The sequence below is a fragment of the Pseudomonas sp. Irchel s3h9 genome, assembly GCF_900187475.1.
GTDB lineage: Bacteria > Pseudomonadota > Gammaproteobacteria > Pseudomonadales > Pseudomonadaceae > Aquipseudomonas > Aquipseudomonas neuropathica.
Genome location: NZ_FYDH01000017.1, coordinates 159905 through 175001 on the forward strand (window position 1 = coordinate 159905; position 15097 = coordinate 175001).

Below are 15097 nucleotides of genomic sequence, written 5' to 3' on the forward strand. Positions count from 1 at the left end.
AACCCCCATGCGTCCCCGCAGACCCGGCTTTTTCGAGCACTACGAAGAGTTGATCGGCACCTGGACTCGTCGCCTGCGCAATCGCGCGCAGGCCGAGGATCTGGCGCACGACACCTTTGTGCGGGTGCTTGAGTCCGATTCGGCGGCGGTGCAGCAGCCACGGGCGTATTTGCACCAGACCGCGCGCAATATTGCGGTCGACGGTTATCGGCGTGAGGATCGGCGCGGCGCTATGGAGTCGCAGGACATCGATCACAGTGAGTCGTCAATCGGCGACCCTGAGCATTACATGCGTGCGATCCAGTTGGCCGATTCCATCGAACGGGCGCTCGCTGAATTGCCGATCAACTGCCGCAAAATTTTCGTCTGGCAGAAGATCGAAGGCCTGACTCAGGCGGAAATCGCCGAACGCCTGGGGCTGTCCAAGAACATGGTGGAAAAGTATATGATCCGCACCCTGCGCCATCTGCGTGATCGACTGGACGGGTTGCAGTCATGAGCCGCTGCCCCCTTTCATCTTCAGCCCAACAGGACATTCCATGATGGAGACGCGTGCTTGCGCGTGCGGGCAAACAACGGTGCGCGATGATGCGGCTCGCTGGTTTGTGCGTTTACAGGAGCCGGCCGTCAGTGCTGACGAGCAGCAGCGCTTTGATGCCTGGCTGAATCAACATTCGCAGCACCGTGACGAATTTCAGTTGCTGCAAGGCTTGTGGTCGGCAGCCGATCTGCTCCCGTCGCCACGGCTAAAAACCCTTGCTGAAACCCCGCCGAACCGTCGTCAACGCCGTCCGTTGTTGCGTTATGCGGTGGCCGCCAGTGTGCTGGCTGTTGCGCTCGGGCTGGGACTGTTCAGTGGTTTGAATCATCCGGGCGGCTACAGCGCCGAGTTCGCCACGGCGCTAGGCGAACGCAAACACGTGGCGCTGCCGGACGGCTCGTTGATCGATCTGAACAGCCGCAGCCGCTTGCAGGTGCGTTACGAAAAGAATCGTCGCGTCATCGAGTTGGCCGAAGGTGAGGCGATGTTCAGCGTCGCGCACGACACCTCGCGACCGTTCGTGGTCGAGGCCGGCAGCGGCAAGGTCACGGTCACCGGCACGCGTTTCGATGTGCGCCGCGATGTTACGCAGACCCGCGTGGCGGTGGAGCAGGGCACGGTGAAAGTGCAGGGGCGCGATGCGCCGGATAATCAATTCATCAGCCTGACTGCCGGCCTCGGCACCCATGTCGATGCACAAGGCCAGGTCGCCGCCGCCTATGCGGTCAACCCGGCAGAGCTGACGGCGTGGCGCGGTGGCAAACTGGTGTTCAACAACGCCAGCCTCAGCGAAGTCGCCGCCGAAGTGTCGCGTTATCGTGAGAAGCCGCTGACTGTTGCCAACCCGGCAGTGGCCAGTCTGCGTCTGACCAGCGTGTTCAAATCCGACAACACCGATGCCTTGCTCAAAGCCTTGCCGAGCATCCTGCCGGTGGCCGTTCGCACCCTTGCCGATGGCAGTCAGGAAATAATCTCAAAATAAAATTCAGGTTTTTTTCGAGTTCAGCGTCTTCCTGTACAACTGCAACTGGTTTGCATTAACAGCCGCACACTCTTGCGATTCACAGGACTACGTACGACGTGAAGAACACCCCTGCCAACAACAAAAAATCCCCTTGGCTGCCGCTGGCTCTTGCGCTGGCGGTCAACGCTGGCATGCCGCTGGCGTTCGCCGGTGAAGCCATTCATATCCGTGCGCAGCCACTGGGCCAGGCCCTGAGCGAACTGGGCCAGCAGACATCGCTGCAAGTGTTTTTCAGCCCGGATCTGGTCGCCGGCAAACAGGCCCCGGCGGTCGATGGTGATATCTCCCCGGAGCAGGCGCTGCGCCAATTGCTGCAGGGCAGTGGTCTGGATTATCAGATCAACGAAGGTTCGGTGACGCTGTCGCCTGCCGCAACCTCCACCGCCAGCAACGGCCCGTTGGAACTGGGCGTGACCGACATCAAAGTGGTCGGTGACTGGCTAGGCGATGCCAACGCCGCCGTGGTGCAGAACCACCCCGGCGCGCGCACGGTGATCCGCCGCGAAGCGATGGTTGAACAGGGCGCAATGAACGTCAGTGACGTGCTCAAGCGTGTGCCGGGCGTGCAGGTGCAGGACTCCAACGGCACCGGCGGCAGTGACATTTCCCTCAATGTCGGCGTGCGCGGTCTGACTTCGCGTCTGTCGCCGCGCTCCACCGTGCTGATCGATGGCGTGCCGGCGGCGTTTGCCCCATACGGCCAGCCGCAACTGTCTATGGCGCCGATTTCCTCGGGCAATCTTGACAGCATCGACGTGGTACGCGGCGCCGGCTCGGTGCGTTATGGGCCGCAAAACGTCGGCGGCGTGATCAACTTCGTCACCCGGGCGATCCCGGAAAAAGCCACCGGCGAAATCGGCACCACCCTGGAAACCACCCAGTACGGTGGCTGGAAACACATCGACACCGCGTTCCTCGGCGGCACCGCCGACAATGGCATGGGCGTGGCGTTGCTGTATTCCGGCGTCAACGGTAACGGTTACCGCGAGCGCAACAACGGCAACGACATCGACGACGTGTTGCTCAAGACGCACTGGGCGCCGACCGATCAGGACGATTTCAGCCTCAACTTCCACTACTACGACGCCACGGCCGACATGCCCGGCGGTCTGACGCAGAAGCAGTACGACGCCAAACCGTACGACTCGGTGCGTGATTACGACCAGTTCACCGGTCGGCGCAAAGACGTGTCGTTCAAGTGGATCCGCCAGATCGACGAACGCACCCAAGCGGAAATCCTCACCTATTACACCGACAGTTTCCGTGGCAGCACCATCGCCGCCCGCGACCAGAAAACCCTCAGCTCCTATCCGCGCTCCTACTACACCCTGGGTATCGAGCCACGGGTGTCGCGGGTCTTCGATGTCGGCCCGACCACGCAGGAAGTCAGCGTCGGTTATCGCTACCTGAAAGAGGCGATGCACGAATCGTCGAGCCGTGTGGCGCTGGTCAACAACCAGCCGGTGCTCACGCCGACCTCCGACGGCCATGTGTTCCAGGACCGCACGGGCGGCACCGAGGCCAATTCGGTCTACCTCGACAACAAGATCGACGTCGGCAACTGGACCATCACCCCGGGCATTCGCTTCGAACACATCAGCACCGACTGGCATGACCGCGCCGTGCTCGACACGGCCGGTAAACCGGTGCAGGCGAAAAACCGCAGCATCGAGAGCAACGAACCGTTGCCGGCGCTGAGCGTGATGTATCACCTGTCGGACGCCTGGAAACTGTTCGCCAACTACGAAACTTCGTTCGGCAGCCTGCAGTATTTCCAGCTCGGCCAGGGTGGTTCGGGGGATCAGACCGCCAACGGTCTGGAGCCGGAAAAGGCCAAGACCTACGAAATCGGCACGCGCTACAACGACGATGTGTGGGGCGGGGAAGTGACGCTGTTCTACATCGACTTCGATGACGAGCTGCAATACATCAGCAACGATGTCGGCTGGACGAATCTCGGCGCGACCAAGCACCAGGGCCTTGAAGCGTCGGTGCATTACGACATGGCGGCGCTCGATCCACGTCTAGACGGTTTGACCGCCAACGCTGGTTTCACCTACACCCGTGCGACCTACGAAGGTGAGATTCCGGGCTTCAAGGGCCGTGATCTGCCGTTCTATTCGCGGCAGGTGGCGACCGTCGGGTTGCGTTACGACATCAACCGCTGGACCTACAACATCGACGGTTTCGCTCAGTCGAAACAGCGCTCGCCGGGCACCGGTGTCAACGCCGACGGCAGTTTCAACGGCAACTACATCACCGATGGCACGGCAGATGGGCAATATGGCGACATCCCGGGTTACGTGACCTGGAACGTGCGTGGGGGTTATGACTTCGGGCCGCAGGTGTCGAATTTGAAACTGGGCGCCGGGGTGAAGAACGTCTTCGACAAGCAGTACTTCACCCGTTCCAGCGACAACAACTCGGGGATGTATGTCGGCGCGCCGCGCACGTTCTTTGTGCAGGCCAGTGTCGGCTTCTAAAGCATAAGATCAAAAGATCGCAGCCTGCGGCAGCTCCTACATTGGAATGCGTTCCTGTAGGAGCTGCCGCAGGCTGCGATCTTTTGCTTCAGACTTTCAGGACTTTGCCGCCGATGGCCACTGCCACCAACAGCACCGCCATCAAGCCAAAGGCAAAGCTCAAACTGCTGGCATGCGCTACAAAGCCGATCACCGCCGGCCCGGCCAGAATCCCTGCATAACCCAGCGTGGTAATGGCCGGCACCGCGATGCTCTCCGGCATCACCGTTTGCTTGCCCACTGCCGTGTACAGCACTGGCACGATGTTCGAGCAACCAGCGCCGACCAACGCGTAACCGACCAGCGCCGCTTCCCAGCTTGGCGCGAATGTCGCCAGAAACAGGCCGGCCGCTGCCAACAGACCACCAAACAAAATGATCCGTGTTGCACCGACCATCCGCACAATCCGGTCACCCAGCAAACGTCCGGCCGTCATGGTCAATGCAAACGCCGCATAACCCAGCCCTGCGTACGCCGTGTCGATCCCGCGTTCCTGCGCCAGAAACACCGCACTCCAGTCCAGCGCCGCGCCTTCAGTCAGGAACACGATGAAGCACATCCCGCCGATAAACAGCACGATGCCGTGAGGGATGGCGAATGCCGGTCCGGAGCTTTCACTGCCGTAGGGCAGCATGTGCGGCACGCATTTGAACAATGCCGCGATCAGCATGACAACCACCACCAGCATGGCGGCCAGTGGCGTCAAACCCAGGCCGAGCAAGGCACTGACACCCGCCGCGCCGACAATCCCGCCGAGACTGAACAAGCCGTGGAAACCCGACATCATGTTCTTGCCGCTGGCGCGCTCGACGATCACCGCTTGCAGGTTCACCGTCGAATCCACCGTGCCCAGGCCGGCGCCGAACATGAACAGCGTGGCGATCAACGCCGGTATCGACGACACCGTAGCCAGCAACGGCAGCGCCGCGCAGATCAACAAGGTGCCGCCGGTAGCGACGCGCCGACAGCCAAACCGTGTGGCCAGAATCCCCGCCAGCGGCATCGCCAGAATCGAACCGACGCCGAGGCACAACAGCAACAACCCCAACGTGCCTTCATCCAGTCCGGCGCGGGCCTTGGCGTACGGCACCAAGGGCGCCCACGCGGCGATGCCGAGCCCAGCGATGAAAAAGGCGATGCGCGTGGACATCTGTTGCAGGCGTCCGGGGACGAAGGTGTCTTGGGGGTTGAGGCTGGTCATATCGATCCTTGGCAAAAAACATCGCGTCCCCGAAGGACATTGATTCAGCGACGAGGTTCGATCGCCGGCCATTCGGGGAAGTACAGACAACATCCTACCCTGTGGGAACAGAGACTCACCAATAAGCGGTCATGGACATCCCCCTGTGGGAGCGAGCCTGCTCGCGCAGGCGCAGTGTCAGCTGAAAAATATATCGACTGACACACTGCATTCGCGAGCAGGCTCGCTCCCACAAGGGATTGCGTTTTACAGTGGCCTTCTTCGGCGACAGGGGCAAACACTGATGACGCAATTCTACGATGCACGCGGCAATATCTATGGCGTGATCTCGCCCACCGAATTACGCGAGGCGGGCGTTGATTTACCTGCCAGCGCGTCCGGATGCGCCTCGTCGCGTCAGTCCTGGAGCGAAGCAGCAATCAAACTCTGCTGTGACTGGCCCGAAGGCCAGCGCCCGGCAAACAGCAAATCCCACCGCAGTGACGGCCTGCTGATCGGACCGTTCCAGACGTCGCCGCCATTCGACGTGCTGATCGTCAACACCGACGGCACCCTCGCCGAGCGCAGTGGCAACGGCCTGACGATTTTCTCGCAGGCGCTGACCGAGCGAGGCTTGATGCCGGAGGAGGGCGCGTTGTTGCGCGTGCATCACGACAAGGGTGACGCCGTGGAGACCTCGGTGAAACCGGCCGAAGTCGAAGGCGTTGAAGGTTTCTGGCTTGATCTCGGCCAACCGCGATTCGGGCCGGATGCCGTGGGCGCGCAGGTGGTTGAGAGCCTTCAGTTCAACGGTCGGGACGTGAGCCACGTCGCGCCCTTGGCACAACTTGATTGCGAGTGGGCGCACAGCCAGTTCGTGCGCATCGGCAACCCGCATTGCGTAACCCTGCTCGCCGACGAAGCGGCGTTGCCGAGCAACGAGCCGATGCGTGAATCCCCCCTGAGCGAAGGGTTGACTGCAATCGCCTACGCCATGCCCACCGGTGGCGGTGATCCGTGCCCGGCGGGCGTCAATCTGCAATGGGCGGTGCTGGAGTCGCCGCAGCGAATCCTCGCCCGGGTGTTCGAGCGTGGCGAAGGGCCGACGGCTTCATCCGGGACCAGCGCCAGTGCGGTGGCTTGCGCGGCGTGGCGAGTGGGTTGGGTCGCGGCGGGAGAAGTGCAAGTGGTCATGCCCGGTGGCACGGCGCCGATTTTGCTGGAAGAGGCGGACGGAGAATTAGTGCGGGTCAGATTGTTTGGTACGGCGCGGCTGATGGGCTGAATTCAAAACCGCCATCGCTGGCAAGCCAGACTCCCACAGGGTTTTGTGGTGAACACAAATAGTATGTTCAAACACATAACCCTGTAGGAGTGAGCCTGCTCGCGATAGCGGAAATACATTCAACATAATATCGCCTGATACACCGCTATCGCGAGCAGGCTCACTCCTACAGTGGATAGTGGCTGTACTCAGTTTTGTGTTCAGCATCAAACCCTGTGGGAGTCTGGCTTGCCAGCGATGGGGCCATCGGCCTCAACACAAGTCTCAGCTCAGCGCGGTACTGAATTCCACCACCGGCATCTGCCGCTTCATCAACACCTTGCCGCCACGAATCGAATACAACGGCAGCCCCTGACTACGAATTACCTCGTAATCGCTGTCCGCCGACAGAATCAGCAGATTCGCCGGACGCCCCTGTTCCAGGCCGTAACGCTCACCCAAGTGCATGGCTTTGGCGCTGTTGTCGGTGACCAGATCCAGCGCACTTTGCAGGTTGCGGTAACCGAGCATGTGGCAAATATGCAGCCCCGCCTCAAGCACTCGCAGAATGTTGCCGTTGCCCAGCGGATACCACGGGTCGACGATGGAATCCTGACCGAAACACACGTTCATGCCGGCTTCGAGCAGCTCATTCACGCGGGTCACGCCACGGCGTTTGGGAAAGTTGTCGAAGCGCCCTTGCAGGTGAATGCTCTCGGTCGGGCAGGAGACAAAACTGATCCCGGAGTGGCCGAGTAAACGGAACAGTTTGGCGCAGTAGGCGTTGTCGTAGGAACCCATCGCCGTGGTGTGGCTAGCGGTGACCAGCGCGCCCATGTCGCGGCTGCGCGCTTCTTCGGCGAGCACTTCGAGGAAGCGCGAATGCGGGTCGTCGGTCTCGTCGCAATGCACGTCGACCAGGCAACCGGTGCGCTCGGCCAGGTCCATCAGGAACTTCACCGAACTCACGCCCTGATCGCGGGTGTATTCGAAATGCGGAATCCCGCCGACCACGTCGGCGCCCATGCGAATCGCCTCTTCCATCAGCTCGCGGCCATTGCGGAACGACTCGATGCCTTCCTGCGGGAACGCGACGATTTGCAGGTCGATAAGGTGACGGCTCTCCTCGCGCACTTCGAGCATGGCTTTGAGCGCGGTGAGTTGCGGGTCGGTGACGTCGACGTGGGTGCGCACGTGCTGGATGCCGTGGGCGGCCAGGGCCTGAATGGTTTTCTTCGCGCGGGTCTTGGTGTCTTCTTCGGTGATGGTGACCTTGCGCTCGCCCCAGCACTCGATGCCTTCGAACAATGTGCCGCTCATGTTCCAGCGCGGCTCGCCAGCGGTCAGCGTGGCGTCGAGGTGAATGTGCGGTTCGACGAAGGGCGGCACCACCAGATTGCCGCCGGCATCGAGGTCATCCGGGCCAAGGGTCGGCGCTTCGGTCTGCCGGGCGATGCTGCGGATCAGACCGTCTTCAAGGTGCAATTCGTGCAAACCTTCCTGGTTGCGCAAACGGGCGTTGATGATGTGCATCAGGCGAGTCCTTTTTATAAGTCTTGTAGTGGCGCGGTCGCGCTGCGAGCGCCGAGTACGCCGGTGACGATGACATACGTTAGCGCGGCAGCAGCGATCCCTACCAGCGGCGCGACCCACGGCGAGCTGAACGCGGCGACGGTGCCGACCGCATAGGCCCCGAGTCCCGGCCAGTTGAACGCCGGTAACCGTGCGTCGGCCAGGCGCGGATAACACCCGCGCCAACGGAAGAAGAAGTCCGCCATGATCACCCCGCCAATCGGTGGAATCACCGTGCCGAGCAGAATCAGGTAAGGCACCAGCATGTCGTACATGCCCAGCAGTGCGAGCAGAGTGCCGATCACCGCACCGGCGAGGGTCACGGTTTTACGTCGGCCGGTGCGCAGCAGATTGCAACCAGCGACGGCGAAGTTGTAGATGGTATTGTCCTGGGTGCTCCAGATGTTCAGCAACAACATGGCCATCGCGGCCATGGCGAAACCTTGTAACAGCAGCACTTCAACCACGTCGGGTTGTTGGTAGACGATGGCGCCATACGCACCGATCAGCACCATCAGGCCATTGCCGATGAAGAAACCGATCAGGCTGGCCAGCACCGCCACCCGCGCCGAGCGCGAGAAGCGTGTCCAGTTGGTCGCCTGCGTGGCGCCGCTGACGAAGGTGCCGAACACCAGAGTAATCGCCGTCGACCAGTCCAGCGAACCTGTCGGGACGACGCTGAGCAAACCTTCGAAACCGCCGACTTTCACCGTCGCCACCCACATCGACAGCATCAGTAGCAACATCATCGCCGGCACCGCGATGTAAGACAGAATCTCCAGTCCGCGATAACCGACGTAGGCCGTGGCGCAGAACAGCAGACCGAACAGCACCATCAGGCCGAGCACCGTACTTTCGTCGAGATTGAAATATTTACCGATCACCACGGCAGCCGTCGCCGTGCCCCAGGCGTACCAGCCGATCTGGGTGAAACCGAGGATCAGGTCGCTGAGCTTGCTGCCAACTTCGCCGAAGCAGAAGCGCCCCATCAGCACTGAGTTGAGGCCGCTTTTGAAGGCGATGTAACCCAGGCCCGCCGCATACAAACCGAGTAACAAATTGCCGACGACGATCACCGCCATCATCTCGGCGAAACTGAACGCCACGCCGAGCTTACCGCCGGCAAACATGGTCGCGGTGAAAAATGTGAAACCGAGCAGCACCATCGCCGTCGAGGCCAGGCCTTTGCGTGCATGCATGGGGACTTCGCTGAGGGGGTAATCGTTGCCGGGATCGTTCTGCGTCATGGGGCGGTCCTTGCTGGAGTGGAGGAGACGCGGGGGAGGGTTGCAGTGGTCGTGCCAAATGCCGGATGGCGCGGGTTATGTATAGACGAGTCGCGTCGGCAAGCGCGAAAACAGTGCACCTGAATACACCGGAGCCCCAATGTAGGAGCTGCCGAAGGCTGCGATCTTTTGATCTTGTTTTTGATCGTTCCCAAGCTCTGCGTGGGAATGCTGCCCGGGACGCTCCGCGCCCCACTTCAAAGCCGAACGCGGAGCGTCCGTTGAGGCATTCCCACGCAGAGCGTGGGAACGATCAAGGTCAGAGGAAGCGCAGCAGGGCGGCGACGATGGCTTCGGGGGCGTCTTCCTGGACGAGGTGTCCGGCGTTGGCAATCGGGTGGAATCGTGACCCCGGGATCATTTGATGTAACGCGCGGCCACGCTCGATGGGAATCCACTGATCCTGCTCGCCCCAGAGAATCTGTACCGGGCAGCGGATCGTTGGATACAGGCTTTCTGCTTCTCGGGTATAGCGCTCATCCATCTGCGCAATCTGCCGATAGAACGCCGCTTGCCCCGGATCGCCAAGCCACGGCTGCACATAGGGTGCGAGTTCGTCGTCGGGGATATCCCGGTGAATCGCCCCGCGAATATAGGTCGGCACGATGGCGCGCTGAATGTAGTCGGGGATGCCACTAAACGCCGCTTCATGCTGACGCACATGCTGCACGAATGGCGAACCCCATGGTGTCAGCGCGACCGGATCAATCAGGGTCAGGCTGCGGTAATCCCTGCCGTTGAGCAGATGTGCGCGCAGCACGGTGGCGCCGCCGAAGTCGTGGGCGACGACGTCAGGGCGTTGCAGATTCCAGTGATCGAGCAGTTGCGTCAGCAGGTGATTTTGCACACCGAGGGAGACATCGGCGTCCGGTTGCTCGGAGCGCCCGTAGCCCAGCAGATCGAAGTAATGCACCCGATGCGTGGCGAAAAAGTGCGGTGCGATCCGATGCCACACGTATGACGAAAACGGCGTGCCATGCACGAACACCAGCGGCGGGCCATCGCCGCGCACGGCATAGCGGACCTGTCGGCCGTTGAAGTCAAAGACCTGATCCAGCAGCCAGTCTGTCATGGGCCTGTCCTCTTGGCGGGTGGGAGCCAAAAAGCATAGGCGTAAAAAAACAGCCGTGAAGGCTGTTCTCTGGCAAATCACTGTTTCCTTGTGGGAGCGAGCCTGCTCGCGAAAGCGGTGTGTCAGTCGATATCAATGTCGGCTGACACACCGCTTTCGCAAGCAGGCTCGCTCCCACAGGAGTATCTGGGTTTCAGAAGTTACTCACCGCGATAGATGCAACCGCTGGTGCAGGTCTCGTGAATACGGATCGCGCTCAGTTCCGGCAGCAACGGCTTCATTTCATTCCAGATGAATTTGGCCAGTACTTCGCTGGTCGGGTTTTCCAGACCGGGAATGTCGTTCAGGTAGTTGTGATCGAGACGCTCGTACAGCGGCTTGAAGATCGCCTTGATTTCAGAGAAGTCGCGGATCCAGCCGGTGTGCGGATCGAGGTCGCCGCTGAGGTGAAGCGCCACTTTGAACGAGTGACCGTGCAGACGCCCGCACTTGTGGCCGTCCGGGACGTGCGGCAGGCGGTGGGCGGATTCGAAAGTAAATTCCTTGAAGATTTCCACAGTATTTTCGGCTCTGTTCAGATGGCGTTCGCCGCAGCGATTCGGGCAGGCGGCGAGTTTATCAGCTTGTGTTTGACCGTGCTGACTAAAGGGTCAGCAAGCGCTCGGCGAGGCGACCATTGGCAGTCAGTTCAAGAAATTCATCGCCCAAGCGGCGGCTCTCGTCCATCGCTGCGTGCCAGTATTTCTGCCGGCTCGCTGCATCGCCCATAAAGCGCTTGAAGTCGTTGCGGTCAGGCAATTTGCCGTAGGGCAGGCGCGCCAGATATTCCTTCGACGGCGCGAGCAGCAGCACGTCCTGCAAGCGCTCCACCGAGGCCTTGCGCCACGGCAGGGTCTTGTCGAACCAGCCCGGAATGACCCGGTCGGTGAAGTGCGGATAGAGCACGATGCCGTCACCGCTGTAGGGCAGGTCGAGGTGATAATCGAGCAGACCACCATCGCGGAAAGTGCCAGCACCGGCGCCCGGCAAATCCCGTACACCTTCCATGACCATCGGGATCGAACCCGAGGCGAGCAAGGCCTGACGCAGGTTGCTGGCATTCAGGGCGACGAAGCGCGACGGGAAGTCGTTCAGCGCATTCACCGGCGGGGCCAGGCGTGGGTCGTGGATGATCAAGCGTTCGAAGTGTCGCGACAGGCGCGCGCGGCCGCGCAAGTTGTCGGCGATCACCGAACCCAGCGCCAGACCCAGGCGACCGCGATGGTCATCAGCCAGGCGCCCCTGACTTTTCACCACCATGATGTTCAGGCGGTAATGCGCGTTGTCGAGGATGCTCGCGTCGCGGCCGTCGAGCAGGTCATGGAGCATGCGCTGCGAGCTCTGACTGATCTCGGCCATGGTCACGCCTTTGTTGAAGTTCTGCTCGGCGTACAGATGGCCGAGACGCCGGATGCCTTCGGCGGCGTCCGGCAGGCAGGCACTGGCGAAGCGCCAGGAACCGACCGAGGCGCCGATCAGCGAACGCTCGCGCGGCGCGCTGGGCAGCCATTCACCGAACAGCGCCAGATCCAGCCCCTGAATCCCCAACGCCTTCGGCCCACCGGCAGCGCCGGGCAGGGTGCCGACGTCGGCGGCATTCAAGCCTTGGGCACGAATGCGCGCCATGGCGCGTGGGCCGGCTTTGAGGGTGAGGGCGGGGAATTTGATGTGGATGGCGGTCATACCGGTCTCGATCGTTAGCAAGCGAACAATTATAAGCACATGTTACAAAATCCTGTAGGAGCAGCCTTCGGCAGCTCCTACACGGGGATATGTATTGAGCGGGAGCAATGATGGCAATTCAGTTTCAGTTAAGTTCATCCCGCTAAGGTGCCCACCGTATGCAACACATAAAAATATGGAGACACCATGAAAACCCTGACTGCCCTGTCCATTGCCTCGATTATCGGTTTCACTGCCAGCCTTGCCCATGCCCGCGATCTCGGCCCTGACGAAGCCCTGCGTCTGCGCGACGCTGGTACTATCGTCTCCTTCGAGAAGCTCAACGCCACCGCGTTGGCCAAACACCCGGGTTCGACGATCACTGAAACCGAGCTGGAAGAAGAGTACGGCAAGTACAGCTACCAGATCGAAATGCGCGATCCGCAGGGCGTCGATTGGGATCTGGAATTAGACGCGGTGACTGGGCAGGTTCTCAAGGATCATCAGGATAAGTAATGAAGGTTAATGTTCGCGCCACCAGCCGTACGGCATTGGCGCTGGTGATTTTCTGCTCGGCCGCGATGGCGCGTGACCTCGATCAGGACGAAGCCCTGAGTCTGCGTGAGAAGGGCGTGATCCTGCCGCTGGAGCAAGTGCTGCAGCAGGCGCTGGATCGCTATCCCGGCGCAAAACTGCTGGAAGTCGAGCTGGAAGAAAAACACGACGTCTATATTTATGAAGTCGAGTTGCTGACCGTCGAAGGTGTCGCCCGTGAGCTGCACTTGAAGGCCGATACCGGCGAACTTGTGAAAGACAAGGAAGATTGATCGATGCGTTTGCTTTTGGTGGAAGACCACGTACCGCTGGCCGACGAATTGCTCGCCAGCCTGCAACGACAAGGTTACGCGGTCGATTGGCTGGCGGACGGTCGTGATGCGTTGTATCAGGGCAGTAGCGAGCCCTATGACCTGATCATTCTCGACCTCGGCCTGCCGGGTGTGCCGGGGCTTGAGGTGTTGGCGCAGTGGCGCGCCGGCGGTCTGGCGATTCCGGTATTGATTCTCACCGCGCGTGATTCCTGGGCCGAGCGCATCGAAGGTCTGAAGGCCGGCGCCGATGATTACCTGACCAAACCGTTCCACCCCGAAGAGCTGCAGCTGCGCATTCAATCGCTGCTGCGCCGCTCCAAAGGCCAGGCCAATCAGCCGACATTGCAGGCGGCCGGTCTGCATCTGGACGAGGGCCGCCAGTGCGTGGTGCGCGACGGCGCCGATATTCAACTGACCGCCGCCGAGTTCCGTCTGCTGCGTTATTTTATGCTGCACCCGGAGCAGATTCTCTCCAAAAGCCATCTCGCCGAACACCTCTACGACGGTGAAACCGAGCGCGATTCCAACGTCCTCGAAGTGCACGTCAATCACCTGCGGCGCAAGCTCGGCAAAAGCGTGATAGAAACCCGTCGCGGCCAGGGTTACCTGTTCGGCGGGCAGGCTTCGTGAGGTCGATCCAGCGCCGCTTGAGCCTGGGTTTGATCAGCGTGATGGTGGTCGTCGGTGTGGTGGTGGCGCAAACCAGTCTGTGGTTGTTCGAAGTGGGTTTGCAGCGCTACCTCGAAGCCGGCCTGCGCAACGACAGCGAGAGCCTATTGGTGGCGCTGGTCCGTGGCCCACAAGGGCTGCAACTGGATGAAAGACATCTGTCCCCGGCCTACCAGCGGCCGTTTTCCGGGCACTACTTCCGTATCGATTTTGCCGACAGCCACTGGCGTTCACGCTCGTTGTGGGATCAGGACCTGCCGCTGCTCGACCATCCCGGGTTGCACAGCAATCTGCAACTGGGGCCGGACGGTCAGCAGTTGCTGGTGCTGCGCTCGGATTATCGGCGCCTGGGCCAGTCGATTTCGATCAGCGTCGCGCAGGATTACACCCCCGTGCGCGAGAGCTTTCAGCGCATGCGCCAGATCGGCCTCGGCCTCGGTCTGGCGGCATTGTTACTGATTCTGTTCTTGCAGCGATTGACCGTGCGCCGCGCGCTGAAACCGCTGGAAAGGGCTCGTGAGCAGATCGCGCAATTGCAGCAGGGCCAGCGTTCGCAACTCGATGATCAGGTGCCGGTGGAACTGGAACCGCTGGTGGCGCAGATCAACCATTTGCTCGCGCACACTGAAGACAGCCTCAAGCGTTCACGCAATGCCTTGGGCAATCTCGGGCATGCATTGAAAACGCCTTTGGCGGTGTTGTTGAGCCTGGCCGCCAGTGAAAAACTCGATGCGCATCCCGAGTTGCGCAAGGTGCTCAAGGAACAGCTGGAGCAGGTGCAGCAACGGCTCAATCGCGAGTTGAACCGTGCGCGGCTGTCCGGTGATGCACTGCCGGGGGCGCTGTTTGATTGCGATGCGGAGCTGCCGGGGTTGTTGGCGACGTTGAATATGATTCATGGCGAGCATTTGGCGCTGAGTTATGTCGCGCCAGCGGGGTTGCAACTGCCGTGGGATCGCGAGGATTTGCTCGAACTGTTGGGGAATCTTCTGGATAACGCCTGCAAGTGGGCGGACGCCGAGGTGCGTCTGAGTGTGATTGAACGTACGGATGGATTCGCCCTGAGCGTGGAAGATGACGGCCCGGGGATTCCCGAGGAACAGCGCGCTCAGGTATTCAGTCGCGGTACGCGGCTGGATGAGCAGACCCACGGGCATGGGTTGGGGCTGGGGATTGTGCGCGACATCGTCGATACGTGGGGCGGGTTGCTGGTGTTGGGCGAGAGTGAGTGGGGCGGGTTGAAAGTGGTGATCGAGTTGCCTCGGCGGTGTGATCTGGTCAAACGATACTGGACACGGTTATAGGGTTTTACCCTTTTTCATGCCGCCAGGGCCTCCATGTCCACCGGAGTTCGGTAGCCATTGTGACTGTGCAGCCTGATCCGATTGTAATAATGG

General features: G+C 61.0%; 14 protein-coding genes. 8 read left to right on the forward strand and 6 right to left on the reverse strand.

The genetic code is table 11. The features are described 5' to 3' along the window. Positions 1-7: 7 nt before the first annotated feature. The 3 genes from CKW26_RS25160 (at position 8) to CKW26_RS25170 (ending at position 4048) form a co-directional block, all read left to right on the forward strand. A complete protein-coding gene (locus tag CKW26_RS25160; RefSeq protein ID WP_095050567.1) occupies positions 8-499 on the forward strand; it encodes a sigma-70 family RNA polymerase sigma factor in 492 nt (163 codons plus the stop codon). Between the two features lie 40 nt (positions 500-539). Beyond that, a complete protein-coding gene (locus CKW26_RS25165; protein WP_095050568.1) occupies positions 540-1523 on the forward strand; it encodes a FecR family protein in 984 nt (327 codons plus the stop codon). Between the two features lie 98 nt (positions 1524-1621). Further along, complete coding sequence (locus CKW26_RS25170) at positions 1622-4048, forward strand: TonB-dependent receptor (protein WP_095050569.1); 2427 nt, start codon at positions 1622-1624, stop codon at positions 4046-4048. Between the two features lie 88 nt (positions 4049-4136). On the opposite strand, the gene CKW26_RS25175 is transcribed toward CKW26_RS25170, so the two are convergent. Further along, positions 4137-5288: an MFS transporter gene (locus tag CKW26_RS25175; RefSeq protein WP_095050570.1), complete on the reverse strand. Its 1152-nt coding sequence runs from the start codon at positions 5286-5288 to the stop codon at positions 4137-4139. Between the two features lie 283 nt (positions 5289-5571). On the opposite strand from CKW26_RS25175, the gene CKW26_RS25180 reads away from it, so the two are divergent. After that, positions 5572-6552: a diaminopimelate epimerase gene (locus CKW26_RS25180; RefSeq protein ID WP_095050571.1), complete on the forward strand. Its 981-nt coding sequence runs from the start codon at positions 5572-5574 to the stop codon at positions 6550-6552. A 264-nt stretch (positions 6553-6816) separates the two neighbouring features. Here CKW26_RS25180 and codA read toward each other — a convergent pair whose 3' ends face one another. The 5 genes from codA to CKW26_RS25205 form a co-directional block, all read right to left on the reverse strand. Then, complete coding sequence (gene codA / locus CKW26_RS25185) at positions 6817-8064, reverse strand: cytosine deaminase (RefSeq protein ID WP_095050572.1); 1248 nt, start codon at positions 8062-8064, stop codon at positions 6817-6819. A gap of 14 nt (positions 8065-8078) precedes the next feature. After that, on the reverse strand, positions 8079-9350 hold the full coding sequence (gene codB, locus CKW26_RS25190) for a cytosine permease (RefSeq protein WP_095050573.1): 1272 nt from the start codon (positions 9348-9350) through the stop codon (positions 8079-8081). Positions 9351-9648: 298 nt separating this feature from the next. After that, the gene (locus tag CKW26_RS25195; protein ID WP_095050574.1) at positions 9649-10461 is read right to left on the reverse strand and encodes an alpha/beta fold hydrolase; all 813 of its coding nucleotides are present in this window, start codon (positions 10459-10461) and stop codon (positions 9649-9651) included. A gap of 200 nt (positions 10462-10661) precedes the next feature. Next, the gene (gene queD / locus CKW26_RS25200) at positions 10662-11018 is read right to left on the reverse strand and encodes a 6-carboxytetrahydropterin synthase QueD (RefSeq protein ID WP_007915588.1); all 357 of its coding nucleotides are present in this window, start codon (positions 11016-11018) and stop codon (positions 10662-10664) included. Between the two features lie 85 nt (positions 11019-11103). Then, positions 11104-12183, reverse strand: coding sequence for a hypothetical protein (locus CKW26_RS25205; protein WP_095050575.1), 1080 nt, complete (start codon positions 12181-12183; stop codon positions 11104-11106). 186 nt (positions 12184-12369) lie between these two features. Between CKW26_RS25205 and CKW26_RS25210 the strand changes: the two genes are divergently transcribed. The 4 genes from CKW26_RS25210 to CKW26_RS25225 are packed head-to-tail and all read left to right on the forward strand — an operon-like array spanning position 12370 to position 15004. Continuing rightward, the gene (locus tag CKW26_RS25210; protein ID WP_095050576.1) at positions 12370-12678 is read left to right on the forward strand and encodes a PepSY domain-containing protein; all 309 of its coding nucleotides are present in this window, start codon (positions 12370-12372) and stop codon (positions 12676-12678) included. Further along, positions 12678-12989, forward strand: a complete 312-nt coding sequence (locus CKW26_RS25215) for a PepSY domain-containing protein (protein ID WP_095050577.1) — start codon at positions 12678-12680, stop codon at positions 12987-12989. Before CKW26_RS25210 ends, CKW26_RS25215 begins: the two co-directional genes overlap by 1 nt. A 3-nt stretch (positions 12990-12992) precedes the next feature. Further along, on the forward strand, positions 12993-13661 hold the full coding sequence (locus tag CKW26_RS25220) for a response regulator transcription factor (RefSeq protein ID WP_038362523.1): 669 nt from the start codon (positions 12993-12995) through the stop codon (positions 13659-13661). Next, positions 13658-15004: a sensor histidine kinase gene (locus CKW26_RS25225; RefSeq protein ID WP_095050578.1), complete on the forward strand. Its 1347-nt coding sequence runs from the start codon at positions 13658-13660 to the stop codon at positions 15002-15004. The genes CKW26_RS25220 and CKW26_RS25225 overlap by 4 nt, the downstream gene beginning before the upstream one ends. Positions 15005-15097 lie beyond the last annotated feature (93 nt).